Genomic DNA, 20,871 nt, shown 5'->3' on the forward strand with positions numbered 1-20,871 from the left:
AAGGAAGCCCGTCATGATCATCCGTAAGCACGACGACGTCCGCAGTGTCGACTGGGGCAACGGCACCAGCCGCCGTTTCCTCACCGCCTCCGACGGTCTCGGCTACACCGTCACCGACACGGTCGTGCGGGCCGGCACCAAGTCCCGCCTGGAGTACCGCCGTCACCTGGAGGCCTGCTACTGCATCGGCGGCAGCGGCGAGGTCGTCGACACCTCGGGCGACTCGCACCCCATCACCCCGGGCACCCTCTACGCCCTCGACAAGCACGACGCGCACTGGCTGATCGCCAGCCCGCACGAGGACCTGCGCCTGGTCTGCGTGTTCACCCCGGCACTGCGGGGCGACGAAGTCCACAACCTCGACGCACCCGAGTTCTCCCAGTACTGATGACGACGTGGAGCCAGGACCAGCAGCGGCTGAGGACGAGCCTCCAGCCGCTGCTGGGCAAGATCAGCGACGGACACGTCGAACGCGACTCCCGGGCGGACTTCCCCCGGGAGCAGTGGGACCTGCTGCGCGCCAGCGGCATCCTCGGCCTGCCCTTCGAGGAGGGCCTCGGCGGACTCGGCCAGGACCTGCTCACCACCGTCTACGTACTGGAGGGGCTGGGCCAGGGCTGCCGCGACGCCGGACTCAACTTCTCCGTGACCAGCCACATGGTCAGCACCGGCGTCCCCCTGCAGCGCTTCGGCTCGCAGGAACTCAAGGAGCGCTACCTGCCGCGGCTGTGCACCGGGGAACTCATCGGCGCCCATGCCATCACCGAGCCGGACAGCGGCTCCGACGCCCTGGCCATGCGCACCAGAGCGGTGCGCGACGGGGACTCTTTCGTCCTGAACGGCAGCAAGGCATTCGTCAGCAACGGGCCCGTCGCCGACCTGATCACCGTCTACGCCCGGACCAGCGACCGTCCGGGCCCGCTCAGCATCACCGCCTTCCTGCTGGACCGCGACACCCCGGGCCTGTCCTTCGGCAGGCCGATCCCCAAGATGGGGCTGCGCACCTCCCCGCTGGGCGAGCTGTTCCTCGACGACTGCCGCGTCCCCGCCTCGCGGGTGCTCGGCCGGACGGGGGGCGGCTTCCTGGTCCTGGACCATGTGATGCGCTGGGAGGTCCTGTGCTCCTTCGCCGTCAACACCGGGGAGATGCGCGACCGGCTGGAGCGCTGCCTCGACTACGCCCGCACCCGTACCCAGTTCGGCCGGCCGATCGGCTCCCACCAGGCCGTCTCGCACCGGCTCGTCGACATGGAGATCGGCCTGGAGAGCGCCCGCCACTGGCTGTTCAGCGCCGCGCGCAAGCTCGCCGCGGGCGAGAACGCCGCCAAGGAGGTGGCCATCGCCAAGCTCGTCGTCAGCGAGGCGAACGTCGCCTCCGCACTCGGCGCCGTACAGATCTTCGGCGGCAACGGCTACATGGCCGAGTACGGCATCGAGAAGGAGCTGCGCAACTCCGTCGCCTCCACCATCTACTCCGGCACCTCCGAGATCCAGCGCAACCGCATCGCCTCGATGCTCGGCCTGTGACACCCGTACGGCTGCACCGCTGATCCGACAGAAACGGATGACGTCCCCCATGAATCCCCCACCGGAACCCGTGGCCCCCGCGGCCCCGGCCGCCGCGGCCCTGGCCGCGACCGAGTTCATCGACCACGAGAGCGCCGAGGTCCGCGCCTTCGTCCGCGACGCGGTCCCGGCGGCCGCCACCCCCGCCGAGCAGGCGGTGGCGCTGTACTACGCGGTGCGCGACGGCATCCGCTACGAGGTGTACGGGGCCGACCTGTCCCGCGAGGGACTGCGCGCCAGCCGGGTGGTGACCGGCGGCTCCGGCATGTGCATGCACAAATCCGTGCTGTACGCCGCGGGCCTGCGCTCCCTCGGCATCCCGGCCCGCCTGGTGCTCACCGACGTACGCAACCACCTCGCCTCCGACCGGCTCAAACAACTGCTCGGCGGCGACGTGTTCCACCAGCACGCCCTGACCTCGATCCACCTGGAGGGCCGCTGGGTGAAGGCCACCCCGGTCTTCAACCGGACCCTGTGCCGGCTCTACCGGATGGCCCCCCTGGAGTTCGACGGAACGGCCGACAGCCACCTGCACCCCTTCGACGAACAGGGCCGCCGGCAGATGGAGTTCCTGCGCGTCCACGGGGAGTACGACGACCTGCCCTACGACTGGATCATCGCCGATCTGCGGGCCCGGCACCCGGGACTCTTCCCCGACGACAGCCCGCGCTTCGCCGGCGGTTCCCTGGTGCGCGACGCCCACGAAACGACGAGGCGGCAGGCCCGCGGCACGGCGGCGACGGCGTAGTGCTCGTCAAGATCTGCGGCGCGAGAACCGAGGGCGAGGTGCGGGCCGTCGCCGGGGCGGGCGCGGACCTGGTGGGCCTGTGGCACGGAGTGCCCGGCGGCCGCGCGGACCTGTCCGCCCCGCGACTGGCCCGGCTGGCCGCCGAGGCCCGCGCCACCGGCCGGCTGCGGTCGGTCCTGGTCACCTTCGCCTCCCAGGCCCACACCCTGGCCCGTGCCGCCGTCGACAGCGGCGTCGACTGGATCCAGCTGCACGGCTACCAGCGCCCCGCCCTGGTCCGCGCCCTGCGCGCCCAGCTCCCGGCGCGGGTGAGCCTGGTCAAGGTGCTGCACGTGCACGGCACCTCCTGCCCGGAGGCGAGCCTGATCCCGGCCTACGAACGCGCCGGCACCGACCTGTTCCTGCTGGACGCGGCCACCGCCGACGGACGGGTGGGCAGCACCGCGCACACCCTGGACGACCGTACGGCGGCCGGCCTCGCCCGGCGCACCACCCGCCCCTTCCTGCTCGCGGGCGGCCTGCGCCCGGACAACCGGCACCTGTTCGACGCCGTCCTCGCCGACCCGCGCCTGTGCGGCATCGACGTGGACTCCGCCGCCCGGGACGACGAAGGCCTGCTCGACGCAGCCCGGACCGCGGACCTGGTCCGTGCCTGGAGGACACCGTGACCCCGACCTTCGCCGACGCGCTCACCTCCGCACACCGCCCGGTGATCATGGAGGTCAAACGCCAGGACGCCGACGGCAACGACCTGCTGGGCGGCCGGACCGTCGCCGAGACCGTCGCCCGCTACGAACGGGCGGGCGCCCCGTGCATCTCGGTGGTCACCGGACACTGGTTCGGCGGCACCGAGGACCTGCTCGCCGAGGTCGTTGCCCTCACCGAACTGCCGCTGCTGCGCAAGGACTTCATCACCAGCCGCAACCAGCTCGTGCGCACCCGTGAACTCGGCGCCTCCGCGGTGCTGCTGACCGCCAAGCTGCTGCCCGCGGGCGTTCTGGCCCGGCTGGCGGGCCACGCCCTGGAGCTCGGGCTGACCCCCTTCGTGGAGATCGCCGACGAGGCCGAGGCGGCCATGGTGGCCCCCGGGCCCGACTGCGTGGTCGCCGTCAACAACAAGGACATCACCACCCGGGAACGCTTCCCCGGGGACCTCGGACGCAGTACGGACCTGCTGCCCGCCGTCCTGGCGACCGGCACCCGCTGCGCGGTGAGCGCAGGCGGCATCACCGACCCCGGCCGCGCCGCCCGGCTGCTGGACGCCGGGTACGCGGGCCTGCTCATCGGCACCGGCCTCCTCGGCGCGCCCAGCCTGACCCGGTGGTGCGCGGAACTGGACGCGGCCCGCGCCTGAACTCCCGTACCCCTGAAGCCCGTACGGCATCGAGCCGGCCTGCACGGACGCTCCAGTGCGCCTTGTGCCGTGCTGTGCACGATGAAGCCCAACACCCCACCTCGACCTCCGGAGTTGCCCGTGGACAGCGCCCTGTACAAGATGAAAGTCACCGACGCCTTCAACGAGGCCGCGGCGACCTACGACCGGCTGGGCGTGGAGTTCTTCACGCCCATGGGCCGCAGGCTGGTGGAGCTGGCCGGCCCGCGGCCGGGCCAGGACCTGCTGGACGTCGGCTGCGGCCTCGGCGCCACCCTGCTGCCCGCCGCCGCGCTGATCGGGCCGCAGGGCTCGGCGCTGGGCATCGACATCGCACCGGCCATGGTCGAGGAGGCCGGCCGGCAGGCCGGGCGCCGGGGGCTGGGCAACGTCGAGGTGCGGGTGATGGACGGCGAGTACCCCGAACTCCCGGACCGCTCCTTCGACCTGGTGCTCGGCAGCTACAGCGTGATCTTCCTGCCGGACGCCCGTGCGGCGCTCGCCCGCTACGCCGCGCTGCTGCGGGACGGCGGCCGGGTCGCCTTCACCAGCCCCGTCTTCACCCGTGACACCTTCCCCTTCCTGCCCCCGATGTTCACCGAGCTGATCCCGATGTCCCTGCTGGAGCACCTGCCGGCGGCCTGGCACCCCGAGCAGCTGCACCGCCAGCTGCACTCCTGGCTGGAGGTCCCCGCGGACCTGGTGGCCGCCCTCGACAAGGCGGGGTTCACCGACGTGGAGATCACCGACGAGAACGTGGCGATGACGGCGGTGTCCGGCGAGGCATGGGTGGACTGGTCGCACACGCAGGGCATGCGGCTGCTGTGGCAGCACCTGCCCGCGCCGGAGGCCGCCGCCCTGCGCACGCGCCTGATCGACGCCCTCGAAGCACTGCGCGAGGACGGCGGCCCCGTCCGCATCGACGTCCCGGTCCGCTATGTGACGGCCACCGTCGCCCGCTGACGGACCACGGCACGCAGGTGCGCCCGGCCGGGACTTCCCGGCCGGGCGCACCTGCGCAAGAGCCTGTTTCAGGTCACCGAGAGCGCCCCGTCCACCGCCAGCACGGTGCCGTTGGCGTACGCCGCCTCGGCCCGTGCCAACTGCACGATCCACCAGGCGATCTCCTCGGGACGGCCCACCCGGCCGGCCGGGATGCGCGCGGCCATCTGCTCCAGGAAGCCCCGGTAGGCGTCCTCGGGCATGCCCGCCCGCACTCCGACGCCGGTGTCCACGACGCCGGGGGCGATGCCCACGCAGCGGATGCCGCGCGGGGCCAGCTCCACCGCCCAGGTACGGGTGAGGAAGTCGAGGGCGACCTTGGCCATGCCGTAGACGGAGTTCTCCGGCCAGGCCCGGCGGCCCAGCGAACCGGCCGAACTGACGTTGACCACCACGCCCTTGGTCTCCTCCAGGGCGTCCAGGGCGGCCTGGGTGAGGAAGACGGGGCCCAGCAGATTGGTGCCGATCTGCTCGCGGACGGTGTCGGGCTCCAGGTCCTGGAGCCCGGCGAAGGAGGTGACGGCCGCGTTGTTGACCAGCACGTCGAGGCGGCCGAACTCCTCCAGCGCCCGGAGTACGACCCGACGGGGCGCGTCCTCGTCGTGGAGGTCCACCGCGAGCGTGCTGATCCGTTCGTGGCCGGCGGCGGTCTCCTTCAGCCGCGCCTCGGTCCGGCCGACGACCAGCACCCGGGCGCCGTTCTCGGCGAACGCCCGCGCGCTCGCCGCGCCGATCCCGGTGCCGCCGCCGGTGACGACGACGGCCTGGGACGTGTCCTGCGCGGCATTCTGTGCCACCGGTGCCATCTCCGGCCCCTCAGGAGCAGAGGGCGACGTTGACGCCGCGGATCACGGCCTCCTCGGCCTCCGGGCCGAAGTCCTTGTCGCCGATGGTGAAGGACAGCTGGCAGCGCGCCGACAGGTCCTGGGTGGTGGCCGCGAGGGTGGCGTAGCCGGGGATGCCGGCGCCGTGGCCCCACAGGTCGAGGTCGTTGTCGTTGGCCAGCTTCATGATGCCCAGGCCGTAGCCGATGCCCATCGGGAGGTTCTCGATCATCTCCGGGGGCAGCGGCGTGGTCATCTCCTTGAACTCCGGCTCGTTCAGCAGCTTTCCGCTGAACAGGGCCGAGAAGAAGGTGTCCAGGTCACGGGTGGTGGAGATGATCTCGCCCGCGCAGCCGGCCTCGGAGGGGTTCATCAGCGTGACGTCGACGGCCTCGCCGCCGATCTGCATGTAGCCGCGCGCGTGCGGGCCGGGGATGTTCGGGTCGTGGCCCGGCAGCACCGTCTCGGTCAGCTTCAGCGGCTCCAGGATCCGCTCGGTGATCTCGGTGCGGTAGGAACGGCCGGTGACCTTGTCGATGAGCAGGCCGATGATGAAGTAATTGGTGTTGCAGTACGCGAACTTGGTGCCCGGCTCGAACTCCAGCGGCTTGGCCGCCGCGATGGCGATCAGGTCGGCGGGGTCGTAGTCCTTGTAGCGGTCGCGCAGGAACCGGTCGCCCGGCTTCTGGAAGGAGTCCGCGTAGTTGTACAGGCCGCTGGTGTGCTGCAGCAGGTTGCGAATGGTGATCTTCTCGCCGTACGGCAGCAGGCCGGGCAGGTAGCTCTCCACCGTGTTGTCGAGGACGATCTTGCCCTCGGCGACGAGCTGGAGCACCACGACCGCCACGAACGGCTTGGTGATGCAGGAGATCCGGAAGCGGCCGTCGGCCGGCACCGGCCGGTCGGTGCCCAGCTCGGCGCGGCCGGAGGTCACCACGAACTGCTCGCTGCCGCGCGCGACGCGGAACTGGACGCCTCCCGCGCCCGCCTCGACCAGGCGGTCCGCCGCCTTCTGCACAGCCTCCTGAAGAGGTGAAACCGTCGGTCGGCCGACCGTTGTCTGCGTCATCTCGCGAAACCCCCATCGGGTAGCAGTCGTTACGTTTCCGGTCGAGCCTCGCGGTGTCCCGTGGAGGTACGCCTGAGCCTCGCCTGAGCGGCTTTCTGGGGGGAGGGGGGGAGGGGCGGCCGGACAGCCGGAATGCTCCACTACGTTTTCATCGCTGAGTGTGTATGATCGGTCACCGTACTAGTCAAACTTGAACAGCGTGAGGGAGATGCCCCCGTGATTCTTCCCGTCGACACCGGATACGCGGCGACCGCCGAGGAACTCGCCGCGCTCGACGCCTGGTTCGCCGCCTACGACGACCACTGCTCGGCCTGCCGCGTCGAGGAGATGGCCGACATGGCCGTCTTCCCGCTCAACCTCGTCAGCGACGACTCCCGGGGCGACGGACGGTCGGCGCAGTGGGAGCGCGGGCAGTTCGTCGAGACCATGCGGCACGTCATGGGGGAGGGCGCGTCCTTCGCCTCCACCCGCACCCCGGTCTTCCTCTCCGCCGCGACGGTGGTGGTCTTCACCGACTGCACCGCGACCGTGGACGACGAGGAGCACCGGATGTGCTACGCGGACGTACTGATCAAGCAGGACGGCCGCTGGGTCTTCCAGACCATGATCCAGGGCGGTTGGGGCGACCACCTCTGAGGCGCCGGGCGCGGACCCCGGTCAGCGGCCCTTCGACCGCGCTGCGAGCGGCCGGGGCCAGACTCGCTGCGCCCGTTGCCCCGTGTGAGGAGTCCCGCCGTGCCGCACCCCGCCCCCGCCGTCGTCCCCGCCCCCGTGACCGACCGCACCACCGAGGTCGCCGACGGCGTCCACGCCTTCGTCCAGCCGCCCGGCGGATGGTGCCTGAACAACGCCGGAGTGATCGTCTCCGAGGGTCGCAGCGCCCTCGTCGACACCGTCGCGACGGAGTCCCGGGCCCGCGCCCTGCGCCGGGCGGCGCTGCGGCTGGCCCCGGCCGCCCCGCAGGCCGTCGTCAACACCCATTTCCACGGCGACCACGCCTTCGGCAACCACTTCTTCCCCGAGGCCCTGGTCGTCGGCCACGAACGCACCCGCACCGAGATGATCGCCTCGGGCCTGCACCTGACCGGGCTGTGGCCCGACGTCGACTGGGGCACCCTCACGCTGGTGCCGCCCGCCCTCACCTTCCGGGACGCGCTGACCCTGCACATCGGCTCCGTCCGTGCGGAGGTGGTGCACGTGGGGCCGCGGGCCCACACCTCCAACGACTCCGTGGTGTGGCTGCCCGAGCAGAAGGTCCTGTTCACCGGGGACCTGGTGATGAAGGGGGTGACCCCGTTCTTCCTGATGGGCTCGCTCGCGGGCTCCCTCGATGCCCTGGAGCGGCTGCGCGCGTTCGGCGCGACCACCGTCGTGCCCGGCCACGGCCCCGTCTGCGGCCCCGAGGTGTTCGACACCGTCGAGGGCTATCTGCGCCGGGTGGCGGAACTCGCCGCGCAGGGCCGGGCCGCGGGCCTCACCCCGGTGCAGACCGCGCGGGAGGCCGATCTCGGCCCGTACGCGGACCTGCTGGACGCCGAGCGCCTGGTGCCCAACCTGCACCGCGCCTACGCGGAACTGGCCGGCACCGAGGCGGCCGAGGCACTGCCGATGCCGGTCATGGAGCAGGCGCTGGGCGAGATGATCGCGTACCACGGACGGCCGCCCCACTGCCTCGCCTGAAGCGGCCCGCCCGGCAGCCCCTCAGCCGCCCGCCGCCCGCCGGATCCGGGTGAGCAGCTCCGCCTGGGCGAGCAGGTCCGCCTCGTTGTCCGCACCGCCCTTGCCTTCGTGCACGGAGTCGGCGAAGGCGGTGAGGGCGGCCACCGCCTGGTCCTCGGCCGGCAGGGTCAGCGTCCGGGTGCCGTCCGCCCGCTCCACCAGGAGCCCGGGGCGGTGGTCGGCGGCCGGGGTGAACGCCCGGTCCACCGTGATCCGCCCCTCGCTGCCCCACAGTTCGTACCGCGACCGGTAGGCGTGCTCCATCCCGAAGGTCAGCTGCGCCGTCACCCCGTCCGCCCGGCGCAGCAGCGCCGCGCCGGAGGTCTCCACCCGCTGCCCCGGCGCCGACGACAGCACCGCGCCGACCACGTCGAGCCCGGTGCCGAGCAGGTGCACGGCCGCCCGCACCGGGTACAGGCCGATGTCGGCCAGGCATCCGCCGCCCAGTTCCGGGTCGTACCGGATGTCTCCCGGCGCGGGCGCGGGCACCGTGAACGCGGCGTGCAGGGCGCGCAGTTCACCGATCGCCCCCTCCGCCAGCAGCCGGCGCACCACCGCGTGCTGGCCGTGGTGGACGAACAGGGTGTTCTCGTGCAGCACCAGGCCGAGCGAGCGGGCCCGCGCCAGCAGCGCGCGGGTCTGCCCGGGGTCCGTGGTCAGCGGCTTCTCGGCCAGTACGTGTTTGCCCGCGGACAGGGCCGCCTCCACCCAGGGGGCGTGCAGCGCGGCCGGCAGCGGCAGATACACGGCGTCCAGTTCGGGGTCGGCGAGCAGTTCTCCGTACCCGACGACGGGCCTGGCCCCGAACGGCGTCGCGGTGGCCGCGGCCCGCTCGGCCGACCGGCTGGCCACGGCGTGGAGGCGTACCCCGGGATGGGCGGCCATCGCGGGCAGCATGCGGCGGCGCGCGAACCCGGAACAGCCGAGCACGCCCAGCCGCAGCGGCCCATCGGCGGCCTCGGAGGCAACAGCCATGGCGGTGAACTCCCGTCGTCCTCGGTCGGGCCCGGAGCCCCGGTCGGTCGCAGGGCCACGTCAACGCGCCCGGCCCGGCGCCCTCCACGGTGGCCGAGGCCGCTCGATCCCGTCTCGATCCCGGATCGAGACGGGGGCGAGCGGCGTCGCCGACGCTGAACGGGCGGTCGTGCGGCGGTCGCGGCCGACCAGACGAGAGGGCCCGCATGTTCTCCAGCACGGCGGAATTCCACCAGTGGTTCGCCCAGGCCTGCGCGGCGCAGGCGCACCAGGTGACGAGGGTCCCCCTGGACCGGCTGGAGGGCTGGTCCCTCCAGGAGGGGACCGGCAATCTGGTCCACCGCAGCGGACGCTTCTTCTCCGTCCAGGGACTCGACGTCCAACGGGCGGGCCGGGACGTGGACGCCTGGCAGCAGCCGATCCTCGTCCAGCCGGAACAGGGCATGCTCGGCATCCTGGTCAAGGAGTTCCACGGCGTCCCGCACTGCCTGCTCCAGGCGAAGATGGAGCCCGGCAACTCCGTCCCCGTACAGCTCTCACCGACCGTGCAGGCCACCCGGAGCAACTACACCGGAGTGCACGGCGGACGGCCGGTGCCCTACCTCGGGCACTTCCTGGACCCCGGCCGCGGCCAGGTCCTCAGCGACGCGCTCCAGTCCGAACAGGCGGCCTGGTTCTTCGCCAAACGCAACCGCAACATGATCGTGCGGACCGACGAGGACGTCCCCCTCCTGGAGGGGTTCTGCTGGCTGACCTTCGACCAGATCGCCGAACTGCTGCAGATCGACGACCTGATCAACATGGACACCCGTACGGTCCTGTCGGGCGCCGTCGGCCTGCGCCCGCCCACCCGGGCCGCGGCGGCCGACCCCGACTCCTTCCACGGCGCGCTGGCCGCCTCCTGGGACCCGCAGGGAAGGCCGCTGCACGGCAGCGCCGCACTGCTGCGGCACCTGGCCCGCGCCAAGGAGCGCTGCACCCTCATCCGCCGGCTCGTCCCCCTCGCGGACACCGCCCGGTGGACGATGCGCGAGGGGGTCGTCACACACGACACGGGCCGTCACTTCACCGTCCTCGGCGTCCGCGTGGAGGCCTCCCACCGGGAGGTGCCCGGCTGGTCCCAGCCCATGCTCATGCCCAACAGCCGGGGCGTGGCCGCCTTCCTGGCCAAGCGGATCAACGGGGCGCTGCACCTGCTGGTGCAGGCCCGCACCGAGACGGCGGCGATGGCCCGCGTCGAGCTCGCCCCCACCGTGCAGTGCCAGCCGGCCGACTACGGGCCGGGCGCGCGGGACGGCCGGGGGCCCGCGCCCCGGCTGGAGTTCCTGGACACCGTGCTCTCCGCCAGGCCCGACCAGATCCGGTTCGACACCGTGCAGTCCGAGGAGGGCGGGCGCTTCTACCACGCCCGCATCCGCTACGCGCTCATCGAGACGGACGACGACTTCCCGCTCGAACTGCCGCCCGCCTACACATGGATGACGGTACGTCAGCTCATCGGGTTCGTCCGGCACGGCGGCCACCTCAACGTGGAGGCGCGCACCCTGCTGGCCCTGCTGGGCTTCCTGCCCGCCACCTCGCCGGCCGAGCCCGTCGGGGCGGCGGCTCACGCGTAACCGGCCGTCACCTCCAGGCAGTCCTCGTACCGCGGCAACATGCCCCGCCCGCGGGCCTCGGCCAGCGAGACCGCGTGCCTGTCCCGCTCGGAGAGCGTCAGCGCGAAGCCCTTCGGCCACGGCAGGGCGAGCTCCGCGTCGAACGGGTCGAGGGACTGCTCCAGGCCGGGACGGTAGGGGGACGACACCAGATAGGACATCACCGTGTCGTCCTCCAGCGCCACGAACGCGTGCCCCACCCCGACCGGGAGGTAGATCGAGCGGAAGGACACGGTGTCCATCGCCACCGTGTCCCACACGCCGAACGTGGGGGAGCCCCACCGCAGATCGACCACGAAGTCCTGCGCCCGGCCCGCGGCGCAGTGCACGTACTTCGCCTGACCGGGCGGCGTGGTCGTGAAGTGGATTCCGCGCAGCACCCCGCGCGCCGACCGGTTGTGGTTCGTCTGCACGACGGGCAGCGGATGGCCCACCGTCCGGGCGAAGTCCTCGCCCTGGAGCGGGGAGGTGAAGATCCCCCGCTCGTCCCTGTGCACCTGGGGCGTGAACACGAAGGCACCCTCGACCGCCAGCGCCCGCGCGGTGATCGGAGCGGCGGCCCGGGAGCCGGGCACGTCCGTCGTGCGGGTCGCGTCGGTCGTGCGGGTCACGTCCGTCGTGTGGGTCGCGTCGGTCTTCATCTGGCCTCCTGGCAAGGACGGGCGGCGGCGCCGCGGACCGCCCCAGCGTGGGCCACCCGGCTGGAGCCGCGGTCGACGCCGACGGCTCCAGCGGCACCCGAGCCGTACTGCGGCCGCTGCCCCGACCATCGGCGGCAGTACGCGGGCGGGGCGCACCCCACCGACAGCCACCCGAGAAAGGTGAACGATGACCGTTCCCAGCCGCCGGAGCTTCGTCGCCGGCACTCTCACGGCGGGCGCAGCCGTGGGGCTCGCCGCCGCGGGCGTCGCCCCCGCCCACGCCCGGAGCACCCCCGCCCCCCACCCCACGCCGGGGGGCGGGGGCACGGTCGTCACCCCCGGGGACCCCCGGTACGCGGCCCTGTCGACGCGCGGCAGCAACAAGCGGTTCACCGCACAGCCCGACGCCTTCCGCCTCATCACCACCACGCAGGAAGCGGTACGGGCCGTCGGCGACGCCGTGCGGACCGGCCGGCGCATCGCGGTCCGCAGCGGCGCCCACTGCTACGAGAACGTCGCGGGCGACCCGGCCGTACGCCTGGTCCTGGACCTCGGCGCGATGGACGCCGTCCGCTACGACGCCCGCCGCCGCGCCTTCATGATCGAGGCCGGCGCCCAGCTGATGGACGTGTACAAGAAGCTCGACGAGGGCTGGGGCGTCACCCTGCCCGGCGGCACCAGCGCGACCGTCGCCCTCGGCGGCCACATCGCCGGCGGCGGCTACGGCGCGCTCTCCCGCTCCCTGGGCCTGGCCGCCGACCACCTCTACGCCGTCGAGGTCGTCGTCGTCGACGCGGCGGGCCGCGCCCGCGCGGTGGTGGCCACCCGCGAACGCACCGACCCGCGCCGCGAGCTGTGGTGGGCGCACACCGGGGGAGGCGGCGGCAACTTCGGCGTCGTCACCCGCTACTGGTTCCGTTCCCCCGACGCCCCCCGCCACTGCACCGACCCGACCCGGCTGCTGCCCCGCCCGCCCCGCACCATCCTGGGCGGCATGGTCAGCTTCCCCCGCGAGGGCATGGACCGCACCTCCTTCCGCCGGGTGATCCGCAACCACGGCCGCTGGCACGAACGCAACAGCGGCGCCGACACCCCGTACGCCGGGCTCTACAGCGGACTGGTCCTCTACGGCCGCCCCGAGAGCGGCGACCCCGGCCCGGCGATCAACTGCTACACCTACATGGACGGCACCCGGCCGGACGCCGAACAACTGCTGCGCGCCTACCTGCGCGACATCGCCGAAGGGGCCGGCGGAACCCCGTACTTCTCCCCGATCAACAGTCAGACCTGGATCGCCGCCGCCGAGTACCTCGCCGGGGCCCAGGACAGCGACATCGGCCGCCACAAGCTGAAGTCGGCGTACCTGCGCCGCGGTCACAACGACGCCCAGGCCGACGTCCTCTACGCGTACCTCAACAGCACCGGCAACCGGCACGACCTGTCCAACGTGACCTTCCACTCCTACGGCGGCCGGATCAACACCGTCCCCGGCGACGCCACCGCCTCCTCGCACCGCGACTCCGTCCTCAAGGCGATCTACATGAACACCTGGCAGGACCCCGCCGCCGACGAGGCCGCCGTGGACTGGCTGCGGCGGCTGTACCGCGACGTGTTCGCCACGACCGGAGGCGTCCCGGTGCCCGGCCGCGACACCGACGGCTGCTACATCAACTACTCCGACATCGACGCCGCCGACCCCCGGTGGAACACCTCCGGGGTGCCCTGGCAGCGCCTCTACTACAAGGACGCCTACCCGCGCCTCCAGCGCGTCAAGGCCGCCTGGGACCCCCGCAACGTCTTCCGCCACGCGCTGGCCGTCACCCCGGAGCGTGTCCGATGAAGGTCCTGTTCGTCTCCTTCCCGCACCACACCCACTACTTCTCGATGGTCCCGCTGGCCTCCGCCCTGCGGACCGCCGGGCACGAGGTACGGGTGGCCACCCACCCCGACGTCACCGACCAGATCACCGCGGCCGGCCTGACCGCCGTACCCGTGGGCACCGGCCCCTGGTACCTGGACGACCCCTGGGCGCCCGACCTGTTCGGCCAGCTCCTGGAGGAGGGTTCCGGGCTCGTCCAGGGCTTCGACTTCACCGGCGAGGACCGCTCCCAGTGGACCCACGAGTCCCTGCTCGCCCTGGAGTCCCTCGCGGTGCCCGCCCTGTACGCCTCGGTCAGCAACGACGCCATGCTCGACGACCTCGTGGACTACGCCCGGCACTGGGGGCCCGACCTGGTCGTCTGGGAGCAGCACACCTTCGCCGGATCGGTCGTCGCCCGCGCAGTGGGAGCGGCGCACGCCCGACTGCTGCACGGCATGGACATCACCGTGCGGGCCCGGCAGGAGTTCCTGCGGCTCAACGCCGAACTGCCGCCGGGCACCGCCCAGGACCCCACCGCGGAGTGGCTCGGCCGGGTGCTGGAGCGGTACGCGCCCGGACTCGGCTTCGCCGAGGAGATGGTCACCGGCCAGTGGACCGTCGACATCACCCCGCCCAGCTCCCGCTACGACCTGGGCCTGCCCACGGCCGGTGTGCGCTACGTCCCGCACAACGGCGCCTCCGTGGTGCCCGACTGGCTGCGGGCCCCGGCCGGCAGACGCCGGGTCTGCCTGACCCTGGGGGTCTCCGGCGAACTCGACACCGCGTTCTCCTTCGGCGAGGCCCTCGCCGCGCTCGCCGACGTGGACGCCGAAATCGTCGCCACCCTCGGCGGGGCGTCCCGCGACGAGCTGGGCACGGTCCCCGACAACGTCCGCCTGGTGGACTTCGTACCGCTCAACGACCTGCTGCCCACCTGCGCGGCCGTCGTCCACCACGGCGGCATCGGCACCCGCTCCACCGCCGAGCTCCACGGCGTGCCGCAGATCCTGCTCCCGTACGGCTGGGACACCGTCGCCAAGGCCCGCCGGGTCGAGGAACTGGGGTACGGGCTGTGCCTGCCCGCCCACGAACTGACCGCGGACGGCCTGCGCGCCGCGGTCCTGCGGCTGCTGGAGGAGCCCTCGTTCGCCGGGGCGGCCGCCAAGGTGCGCTCCGAGATCCTCGCCGAGCCGACACCCAACGACCTCGTCCCGGTCCTGGAACGGATGACGGCCGCCCACCGCCGGACGCCTGCCCCAGCCCCTCAGACCACCGAGGCCGCGCCGTCCACCGCCACCACGGTGCCGCTGGCGTAACCCGCCTCGGGCCGCGCCAACCGTACGATCCACCACGCCACGTCCTCGGGCCTGCCCACCCGGCCCGAGGGCGTGCGGGCGGCCGCCTGCTCCTGATGACGGGCGATCTCCTCGGCACTCCAGCCCATGCGTTCACCGATCCCCGTGTCCGTCTCGCCCGGCGCCACCCCCACCGCCCGGATGCCGCGCGGAGCCAGCTCCACCGCCCAGGTGCGCACCAGGAAGTCCAGCGCCACCTTGGTCGCCCCGTACAGCGACATGCCGGGAAACGCCCGCCGGCCCAGCGTCGCCGCGGTGCCCACGCACACCACCGTGCCGCCCGCTGCCTCCAGCCCGCCCAGCGCCGCCCGGGTCAGGAACAGCGGAGCCAGCAGGTTCGTCTCCACCTGCCGCCGGGCCGCGTCGCGGGTCAGCGACCCGACGGGCTCCGGCAGCACCGCCGCCGCGTTGTGCACCAGTACGTCGATGCGCCCCCACGACTCCATGGCGGCGGCCGCGACGCGCTCCGCGGCCCCCGGCTCCGTGAGGTCCGCCGTCAGGGTCCGCACCCCGGGGTGACCGGCGGCCGTCGCCGCCAGATTCCGCCCGGTGCGCCCCACGACCAGCACCTCCGCGCCCTCGGCGGCGAAGGCCCGCGCGGTCGCCCGCCCGATGCCCGTCCCGCCCCCGGTGACGACGACCGTCCGCCGCATTGCACCCCTGCCGGTGATGTGTGTCATGCCCACGGACGCTAGCCACTCGTACTCGAAGGCCGCTCTAGCGCCCGTTGCGAAGGTGTCCTGGCCGAAAGGCGTCAGAGCCTGTGCCTCCACCTCGCGCGGCCGGCTCTCGCGAGCCCCGACGCCCGCCCCGTCCACGCCCCGCCGCACCGGCGGTCCGCAGTCGAACCCCTCCAGGAGGCCAGGCATGTCCGTGCACACCTCGAAAGTCCCGGTACCCGGGCCGCTGCTCGCGGCCCCCGGGCGCAGCGCGGTGCGCGCGGGCACCGCGCTCGCCCTGCTCGCCGGGTGCAACGCCATGGTGCTGCTCGACGAGTCGATGGTGCAGATCGCCCTGCCCGGCATGAGCCGGGGACTGGGCCTGACCCCCGTCGGCCTCGGCTGGGTCGTCAACGCCTACCTGCTGACCTTCGGCGGACTGCTGCTGCTCGGCGGCCGCATGGGCGACCTGCTGGGCCGCCGCAGGGTCTTCCTCGTCGGGGTCGCCCTGTTCACCGTGGCCGCGGCGCTGCGCGGCGCCGCCACCACGGGCGAGTTCCTGATCGCCGTACGAGCAGTGCAGGGCATCGGCTCCGCCCTCGCCGCCCCCAGCGCGCTGGCCCTCGTACTGAGCATGTTCGGCGACGAAGGCGCACGCAAACGCGCCATCGCCCTCTACATGGCGGTCGGGGCCGCCAGCACCGCGGGCGGGCTGCTGCTCGCGGGCACCTTCTCCTCGCTCGGCTCCTGGCAGTGGGTGCTGCTGCTGAACGTCCCCCTCGGCCTGCTGATCCTGCTGCTGGCACCGCTGGTGATCGAGGAGACCGCACCCAGCCGCGGCCGGTTCGACCTGGCGGGCGCCCTGGTGTCGACCCTGGGCGCGGTGGCTCTCGTGTTCGGGCTGACCCGGGCCGCCGAACACCCCTGGACGGACCCCACGGTCGCCGGCCCGCTCGCCGCGGGAGCGGCCCTGCTGCTCCTCTTCCTGCGCATCGAACAGAAGGCCCGTCAGCCCATCGTGGTGCTGCGCCTGTTCGCCGACCGCAACCGCACCTGGGCGTTCGCCGCCACCTTCGCCGTCCAGGGCTCCCTGATCGGCACCGGCTTCTTCCTCGTCCAGTTCCTCCAGCAGTTCGCCGGCTACAGCCCGCTGCTGTCGGCGGCGGCGCTGACCCCGGTCGCCGCCGCGATGATGTGCATGTCCGCGGCGGCCGTCTGGCTGGAACGGCGGCTCGGGGCGCGCACCCTGCTGCTCGCCGGGTCGCTGCTGCTGATCGCCTCCAACGTGTGGCTGTCCCGGCTGACCCCCGACTTCGGGTACGCCGCGGAGGTCCTGCCGGCGCTGCTGCTGTTCGGCACCGGCATGGCGTGGTGCGTCGTCCCCTCCGTCATCCTCGCCACCTCCGGACTCCACGAGGACGAGGCGGGCGCCGCCTCCAGCGTGCACAACACCCTCCAGACCCTCGGCGCCTCGCTCGGCCTCGCCCTGCTGGTGACCGTCGGCACCCAGGCCGGACAGGACGCCCAGCAGTCCCTCCCGGCCGGGACCCCGCCCGAGGAGGCCATGGGCCAGGTGTTCGTGCACAGCATGTCGGCCAGCTTCCTGGCCGGAGCCGCCTTCGCCGCGGCCGCGTTCGTCATCGCCTGGTTCGTCCGGCCCTCCGGTGCCGCCCGCTCGTAACGGACAGCCCACTCAGGACAGAGAAGGAGAAACAGTCGTGCGGTTTGGCTCCCTGGCGCGTTTCAGCGTCGTCGGGCTGATGTGGGGCATCAGCTACTTCTGGATCAAAATCGTTTTCCAGGGCTTGAACTCGGCGCAGTTCAGCTTCTTCCGGATACTCGTCGGCGCCGTGGCCATGCTCGGCGTGCTGCTGTTCAGCGGCACCCGGCTGCCGCGCCGCCCCAAGATCTGGGGCCAGTTGGTGCTGATCGCCTTCCTGGCCAACGCGCTGCCCGTACTGCTGGTCGAGCTCGTCGACGACGCCCTGGGCGCCGACGCGGGCATGGTCTCGGTGTTCAACGCGAGCGTGCCGCTGTGCGTGGTCGTGCTGTACCTGGTGCGCCGCCGCACCGGGCACCTCCCGGTGACCCTGCTGGCGGGCCTGCTCGTCGGCTTCGCCGGAGTCCTCGTGCTGTACGCGCCCTGGAACGCCGGCGCCCAGTGGCTGTCGGCCGCCGCGGCCGTCAACGCCGTCGCCGCACTGGCCTACGGCTGGTCCATGCTGCTGATGGAGAAGCTGATGAGGCCGGCCGCCGAGGCGGGCCAGGACATGCACCCCCTGGTCCTGGCCACCTCGCAGGCCGTCATCGGAGTGGGCTGGGCCGCGATCAACATGCCGGGCGGCGGCTTCGACCGCGCCCCGCAGTTCTCCCTGGCCGTCGTCGGCGCGCTCCTGGTGCTCGGCGTCCTCAACACCGGCCTGGTGTACATGTGCTTCGCCTGGCTGATCCGCGACGAGGGCGCCGCCAGGGCCTCCAGCGTGCTGTACGTCGTACCCGTGGTGCTCACCCTGGGCATGGTCGTGCTGGAGAACTACCGGCTCTCCGGGCGCGAGGTGGCCGGCATGGCCGTCATCGCCCTCGGCGTGGTGCTCGCCCGGCTCCCGCAGCGCACCCCCGCCACCGACACCCCTGCGGCCCGGCCCCCGGCCGAGCCGGCGACCACGCCCACCGCCCGCTGAGCAGCCGAGACGAGGACCCCGCCGTGATCACCTTCATCAACCGATTCACCGTCACCGGACCGGCCGACCAGTTCGAGCAGGCCTTCGACGAGACGTCCGCGTTCTTCGCCGCCCAGCCCGGCTTCGTACGCCACCGGCTGATGCGGCACACCCAGGATCCCGCCGTATACGTCAACGTCGCCGAATGGCAGGACGAGGAATCCTTCCGTACGGCCCTGGACCGGCCCGAGTTCACCGCCCACCGCGCCGCGCTGAGGGCGCTCAGCACCAGCGACCCGAACCTCTACGTACCCCTGTACGAGCGGACCGCCTGAGCGCCGCCGCGGAACCCGCACCCCACGAAGCCCGGCCGGGCAGCTCCCGGCCGGGCTTCGTGTCACGTACGCGCCAAACCTCAGAGCCGTACGGGAAGCCTCAGCAGCCCGCCCGTCACCGGGGTACGGCGAGAACGCACCGCAGGCCCCGCCGCCCGCAGCCCCGGGCGGGCCGCCGCGAGAGCCACCAGCACCGTCTCGGCGACGGCCGCCCCGAACGGCTCCGGCGCGATTCCGTACGGGGACGGGACCAGCGCCCGCACCCCGTCCGGCAGGACCCGGTCCGCAGCGAAGACGTCCGGGTCCTCGAACACCCGCGGGTCGCGGTTGGCCGCGCCGACGACCACCGCCACCTCGTCCCCGGCCGCGATCCGCTGCCCGGCCACCTCGGCACCGGCCGCCGCCGTGAACGCGTGCACCTTCACCGGCGCGTCGTGCCGCAGCGTCTCCGCCACCACCCGCGCCGCGCGCCCACCACCCTGCTCGACGAGCAGCGCCCACTCCCGCGGAGCGGCGACCAGCGCACCCAGCGCCCCGGCCAGCAACTCCCGCGCGGCACGCACCCGCACCACCGCCTCCCGCACGGCCCCCTCGCCCAGCAGCCCGCGCAGCTCGGCCACGGCGGCCGACAACCGCACGGCCTCCGGGTAGGCGGGCGGAGCCAGCGCCGCGTCGAGCGCACCGGAGGCCGCCGACAGCGCCCCGGCCAGTCGCTCCCGGTCCCCGCCCGTGAGCCCGTGCAGGTCCGCCAGCACCTCGGCGGGAACGCGCGCGGCGACCCCGGCGACGAGATCCGTCTCCCCGCCCAGCCCCGCCCACAGCCGTGCGCACACCTGCCGCGCCAGCTCCCGCACCCGGTCCGCGCCGGGCTCCCGCACCCGGTCCGCGTCGGGCTCCCGCGCGGGCAGCTCCGCGTCCCAGGCCACCGCGGGCGGCGCGGCGCCCGCCGCCGCCGGCAGGGCCAGCAGTTCGGCGGCGACGCCGTACCCGACGCCCACCCAGGTCCCCAGGCTGCTGCGCCACAGCGGCCCGGCCTCCCGGAGCGCGGCATAGTGCTCCTGCGGCCCCGCACCGTCGTACCCGCGCAGCAGCGCGGCGTACCGGTCGCCCTGCACCCCGCGCAACCAGTGGATTCCCTGGACGAGCTGGAGCCGGCGGCCCAGCTCCTTCTCCGCCACGACCATCGTCGAGCTCCCCTTTTCCTTGGCGAACCTTCGCGTTCCCTCGCGGGCACGAGCGCGCCGCGGGCACGGCGCAGGCTAGGCGGCCCCGGCGGAGTATCGGTCGAGCGCGGCGGCCGCCGACCGCTCCGCCCCGCCTCCAGAAGTGCTCGACCGCACCCGGCGACGATCACCACTCGGTCGTTGAGTCGAACCTGGAGGTGGCGTCGGTCGTGCCGATCCCCAACACAACCGAGGACCCGGTGGCGCATCCGGCAGCGCTGCTGCGGGAGATGGTGCGCATCCGCTGCGTCGAGGAGGAACTGGCCGACTTCTACCGCGACGAGCAGGAGATGCGCACCCCGGTGCACTTCTCCGTCGGCCAGGAGGCCGCCGCCGTCGGAGTCTGCGCCGCCCTGCGCACGGACGACCTCGTCTACACCGGGCACCGCAGCCACGCCGCGTACCTCGCCAAGGGCGGGGACCTCACCGGCATGGTCGCCGAGCTGTACGGCAAGGAGACGGGCTGCTCCAACGGGCGCGGCGGGTCGGTGCACCTCACCGACCGGTCCGTCGGCTTCGCCGGATCGGCCGCCATCCTCGGCGAGATGATCTCCGTGGCCACCGGTGCCGCGTGGGCGCTCGCCAAGCAGGGCTCCTCGCGGGTCGTCGTCACCTTCTTCGGCGACGGCGCCTCCGAGGAAGGCGTCTTCCACGAGTCCCTCAACTTCGCCGCCGTGCACCGCGTCCCGGTCGTCTACGTCTGCGAGAACAACGCGTACTCGATCTCCTCGCCGCTCTCGGCCCGCCAGCCGGCCACCTCCGCGGGCACCGGCATCACCGAGCGGGCCCGCGCGTACGGGATCACCGCCGAGCGCCTCGACGGAAACGACGTCGCCCTCGTCCACGAGGCCACCCGGCGGGCCACCGCCCACTGCCGGGCGGGCCGCGGCCCGTACGTCCTGGAACTGGACACCTACCGCTGGCGCGAGCACGTGGGCCCCGGCTACGACACCGGCATCGACCGCCCCGAACCGGAGGTCGAGCAGTGGCTGGAGCGCTGCCCGGTCCGCCGCGGCACGGCAGCCCTGCACGCGTCGGCACCCGACGCCCAGGAACCCACCGCCGAGGAACGCGTCGCCCGCTGGGACGCCCAGTTCCGCGACGAGGCCCGGCGCGCCGTCGCCGCCGCCAAGGCCGCCCCCTACCCCACCGCGGACCGACTGACCGACGGGGCCTACGGGCGCCCGGCCGTCGCGAACTGACAGGA

The 20,871-nt window shown here is 73.3% G+C and carries 21 protein-coding genes; 15 read left to right on the forward strand and 6 right to left on the reverse strand.

Features of this window, described 5'->3' with window-relative positions; genetic code table 11:
* The first annotated feature begins 13 nt into the window (after window positions 1-13).
* From ACIP93_RS32080 to ACIP93_RS32105, 6 genes are all read left to right on the forward strand, one after another.
* Window positions 14-388: an ectoine synthase gene (locus ACIP93_RS32080; RefSeq protein ID WP_345219937.1), complete on the forward strand. Its 375-nt coding sequence runs from the start codon at window positions 14-16 to the stop codon at window positions 386-388.
* Window positions 388-1,527, forward strand: a complete 1,140-nt coding sequence (locus ACIP93_RS32085) for an acyl-CoA dehydrogenase family protein (RefSeq protein WP_401764600.1) — start codon at window positions 388-390, stop codon at window positions 1,525-1,527. Before ACIP93_RS32080 ends, ACIP93_RS32085 begins: the two co-directional genes overlap by 1 nt.
* A gap of 49 nt (window positions 1,528-1,576) precedes the next feature.
* Complete coding sequence (locus ACIP93_RS32090; RefSeq protein WP_401764602.1) at window positions 1,577-2,314, forward strand: transglutaminase family protein; 738 nt, start codon at window positions 1,577-1,579, stop codon at window positions 2,312-2,314.
* On the forward strand, window positions 2,314-2,982 hold the full coding sequence (locus ACIP93_RS32095) for an N-(5'-phosphoribosyl)anthranilate isomerase (protein ID WP_401764605.1): 669 nt from the start codon (window positions 2,314-2,316) through the stop codon (window positions 2,980-2,982). The genes ACIP93_RS32090 and ACIP93_RS32095 overlap by 1 nt, the downstream gene beginning before the upstream one ends.
* A complete protein-coding gene (locus ACIP93_RS32100; protein ID WP_401764607.1) occupies window positions 2,979-3,668 on the forward strand; it encodes an indole-3-glycerol-phosphate synthase in 690 nt (229 codons plus the stop codon). The genes ACIP93_RS32095 and ACIP93_RS32100 overlap by 4 nt, the downstream gene beginning before the upstream one ends.
* A 120-nt stretch (window positions 3,669-3,788) precedes the next feature.
* A complete protein-coding gene (locus ACIP93_RS32105; RefSeq protein ID WP_401764609.1) occupies window positions 3,789-4,649 on the forward strand; it encodes a class I SAM-dependent methyltransferase in 861 nt (286 codons plus the stop codon).
* Between the two features lie 68 nt (window positions 4,650-4,717).
* On the opposite strand, the gene ACIP93_RS32110 is transcribed toward ACIP93_RS32105, so the two are convergent.
* Together ACIP93_RS32110 and ACIP93_RS32115 are read right to left on the reverse strand one after the other, a co-directional pair.
* The gene (locus tag ACIP93_RS32110; RefSeq protein ID WP_401764612.1) at window positions 4,718-5,494 is read right to left on the reverse strand and encodes an SDR family NAD(P)-dependent oxidoreductase; all 777 of its coding nucleotides are present in this window, start codon (window positions 5,492-5,494) and stop codon (window positions 4,718-4,720) included.
* A gap of 10 nt (window positions 5,495-5,504) precedes the next feature.
* The gene (locus ACIP93_RS32115) at window positions 5,505-6,530 is read right to left on the reverse strand and encodes a serine hydrolase domain-containing protein (protein ID WP_345219930.1); all 1,026 of its coding nucleotides are present in this window, start codon (window positions 6,528-6,530) and stop codon (window positions 5,505-5,507) included.
* Between the two features lie 267 nt (window positions 6,531-6,797).
* Here ACIP93_RS32115 and ACIP93_RS32120 point away from each other — a divergent pair, with 267 nt between their 5' ends.
* Both ACIP93_RS32120 and ACIP93_RS32125 read left to right on the forward strand, forming a co-directional pair.
* Window positions 6,798-7,217: a nuclear transport factor 2 family protein gene (locus ACIP93_RS32120; protein WP_401764614.1), complete on the forward strand. Its 420-nt coding sequence runs from the start codon at window positions 6,798-6,800 to the stop codon at window positions 7,215-7,217.
* A 99-nt stretch (window positions 7,218-7,316) separates the two neighbouring features.
* Complete coding sequence (locus ACIP93_RS32125; RefSeq protein WP_345219928.1) at window positions 7,317-8,261, forward strand: MBL fold metallo-hydrolase; 945 nt, start codon at window positions 7,317-7,319, stop codon at window positions 8,259-8,261.
* A 21-nt stretch (window positions 8,262-8,282) separates the two neighbouring features.
* On the opposite strand, the gene ACIP93_RS32130 is transcribed toward ACIP93_RS32125, so the two are convergent.
* Entirely contained in the window at window positions 8,283-9,275 is a 993-nt protein-coding gene (locus ACIP93_RS32130) for a Gfo/Idh/MocA family protein (protein ID WP_401764617.1), read from the reverse strand.
* Between the two features lie 206 nt (window positions 9,276-9,481).
* Here ACIP93_RS32130 and ACIP93_RS32135 point away from each other — a divergent pair, with 206 nt between their 5' ends.
* Window positions 9,482-10,891, forward strand: coding sequence for an NDP-hexose 2,3-dehydratase family protein (locus tag ACIP93_RS32135; RefSeq protein ID WP_401764619.1), 1,410 nt, complete (start codon window positions 9,482-9,484; stop codon window positions 10,889-10,891).
* Here the strand turns inward: ACIP93_RS32135 and ACIP93_RS32140 are convergent.
* Window positions 10,882-11,478 (reverse strand): dTDP-4-dehydrorhamnose 3,5-epimerase family protein, encoded by a 597-nt coding sequence (locus ACIP93_RS32140; RefSeq protein WP_345219986.1) that lies wholly within the window; start codon window positions 11,476-11,478, stop codon window positions 10,882-10,884. The genes ACIP93_RS32135 and ACIP93_RS32140 overlap by 10 nt on opposite strands.
* Before the next feature lie 280 nt (window positions 11,479-11,758).
* Here ACIP93_RS32140 and ACIP93_RS32145 point away from each other — a divergent pair, with 280 nt between their 5' ends.
* Together ACIP93_RS32145 and ACIP93_RS32150 are read left to right on the forward strand one after the other, a co-directional pair.
* Window positions 11,759-13,411, forward strand: coding sequence for a BBE domain-containing protein (locus ACIP93_RS32145; RefSeq protein ID WP_401764622.1), 1,653 nt, complete (start codon window positions 11,759-11,761; stop codon window positions 13,409-13,411).
* Entirely contained in the window at window positions 13,408-14,748 is a 1,341-nt protein-coding gene (locus tag ACIP93_RS32150) for an activator-dependent family glycosyltransferase (RefSeq protein WP_401764624.1), read from the forward strand. The genes ACIP93_RS32145 and ACIP93_RS32150 overlap by 4 nt, the downstream gene beginning before the upstream one ends.
* On the opposite strand, the gene ACIP93_RS32155 is transcribed toward ACIP93_RS32150, so the two are convergent.
* The gene (locus ACIP93_RS32155) at window positions 14,697-15,467 is read right to left on the reverse strand and encodes an SDR family oxidoreductase (protein ID WP_345219923.1); all 771 of its coding nucleotides are present in this window, start codon (window positions 15,465-15,467) and stop codon (window positions 14,697-14,699) included. The genes ACIP93_RS32150 and ACIP93_RS32155 overlap by 52 nt on opposite strands.
* 187 nt (window positions 15,468-15,654) lie before the next feature.
* On the opposite strand from ACIP93_RS32155, the gene ACIP93_RS32160 reads away from it, so the two are divergent.
* From ACIP93_RS32160 to ACIP93_RS32170, 3 genes are read left to right on the forward strand one after another with little or no spacing between them, the layout of a single operon-like run.
* Entirely contained in the window at window positions 15,655-17,127 is a 1,473-nt protein-coding gene (locus ACIP93_RS32160) for an MFS transporter (protein ID WP_401764627.1), read from the forward strand.
* 37 nt (window positions 17,128-17,164) lie between these two features.
* Window positions 17,165-18,127: an EamA family transporter gene (locus ACIP93_RS32165; RefSeq protein WP_345219921.1), complete on the forward strand. Its 963-nt coding sequence runs from the start codon at window positions 17,165-17,167 to the stop codon at window positions 18,125-18,127.
* A 23-nt stretch (window positions 18,128-18,150) separates the two neighbouring features.
* Window positions 18,151-18,441, forward strand: coding sequence for an antibiotic biosynthesis monooxygenase family protein (locus tag ACIP93_RS32170; protein WP_401764629.1), 291 nt, complete (start codon window positions 18,151-18,153; stop codon window positions 18,439-18,441).
* 80 nt (window positions 18,442-18,521) lie between these two features.
* Here ACIP93_RS32170 and ACIP93_RS32175 read toward each other — a convergent pair whose 3' ends face one another.
* Window positions 18,522-19,625 carry a cytochrome P450 gene (locus tag ACIP93_RS32175; RefSeq protein WP_401764632.1) on the reverse strand — a complete coding sequence of 368 codons (1,104 nt, stop codon included), beginning with the start codon at window positions 19,623-19,625 and terminating at the stop codon, window positions 18,522-18,524.
* Between the two features lie 209 nt (window positions 19,626-19,834).
* Here ACIP93_RS32175 and ACIP93_RS32180 point away from each other — a divergent pair, with 209 nt between their 5' ends.
* Window positions 19,835-20,866 (forward strand): thiamine pyrophosphate-dependent dehydrogenase E1 component subunit alpha, encoded by a 1,032-nt coding sequence (locus tag ACIP93_RS32180; RefSeq protein ID WP_345219918.1) that lies wholly within the window; start codon window positions 19,835-19,837, stop codon window positions 20,864-20,866.
* Window positions 20,867-20,871: the final 5 nt, after the last annotated feature.

This window comes from Streptomyces sp. NPDC088745 (assembly GCF_044751045.1).
GTDB lineage: Bacteria > Actinomycetota > Actinomycetes > Streptomycetales > Streptomycetaceae > Streptomyces > Streptomyces cremeus.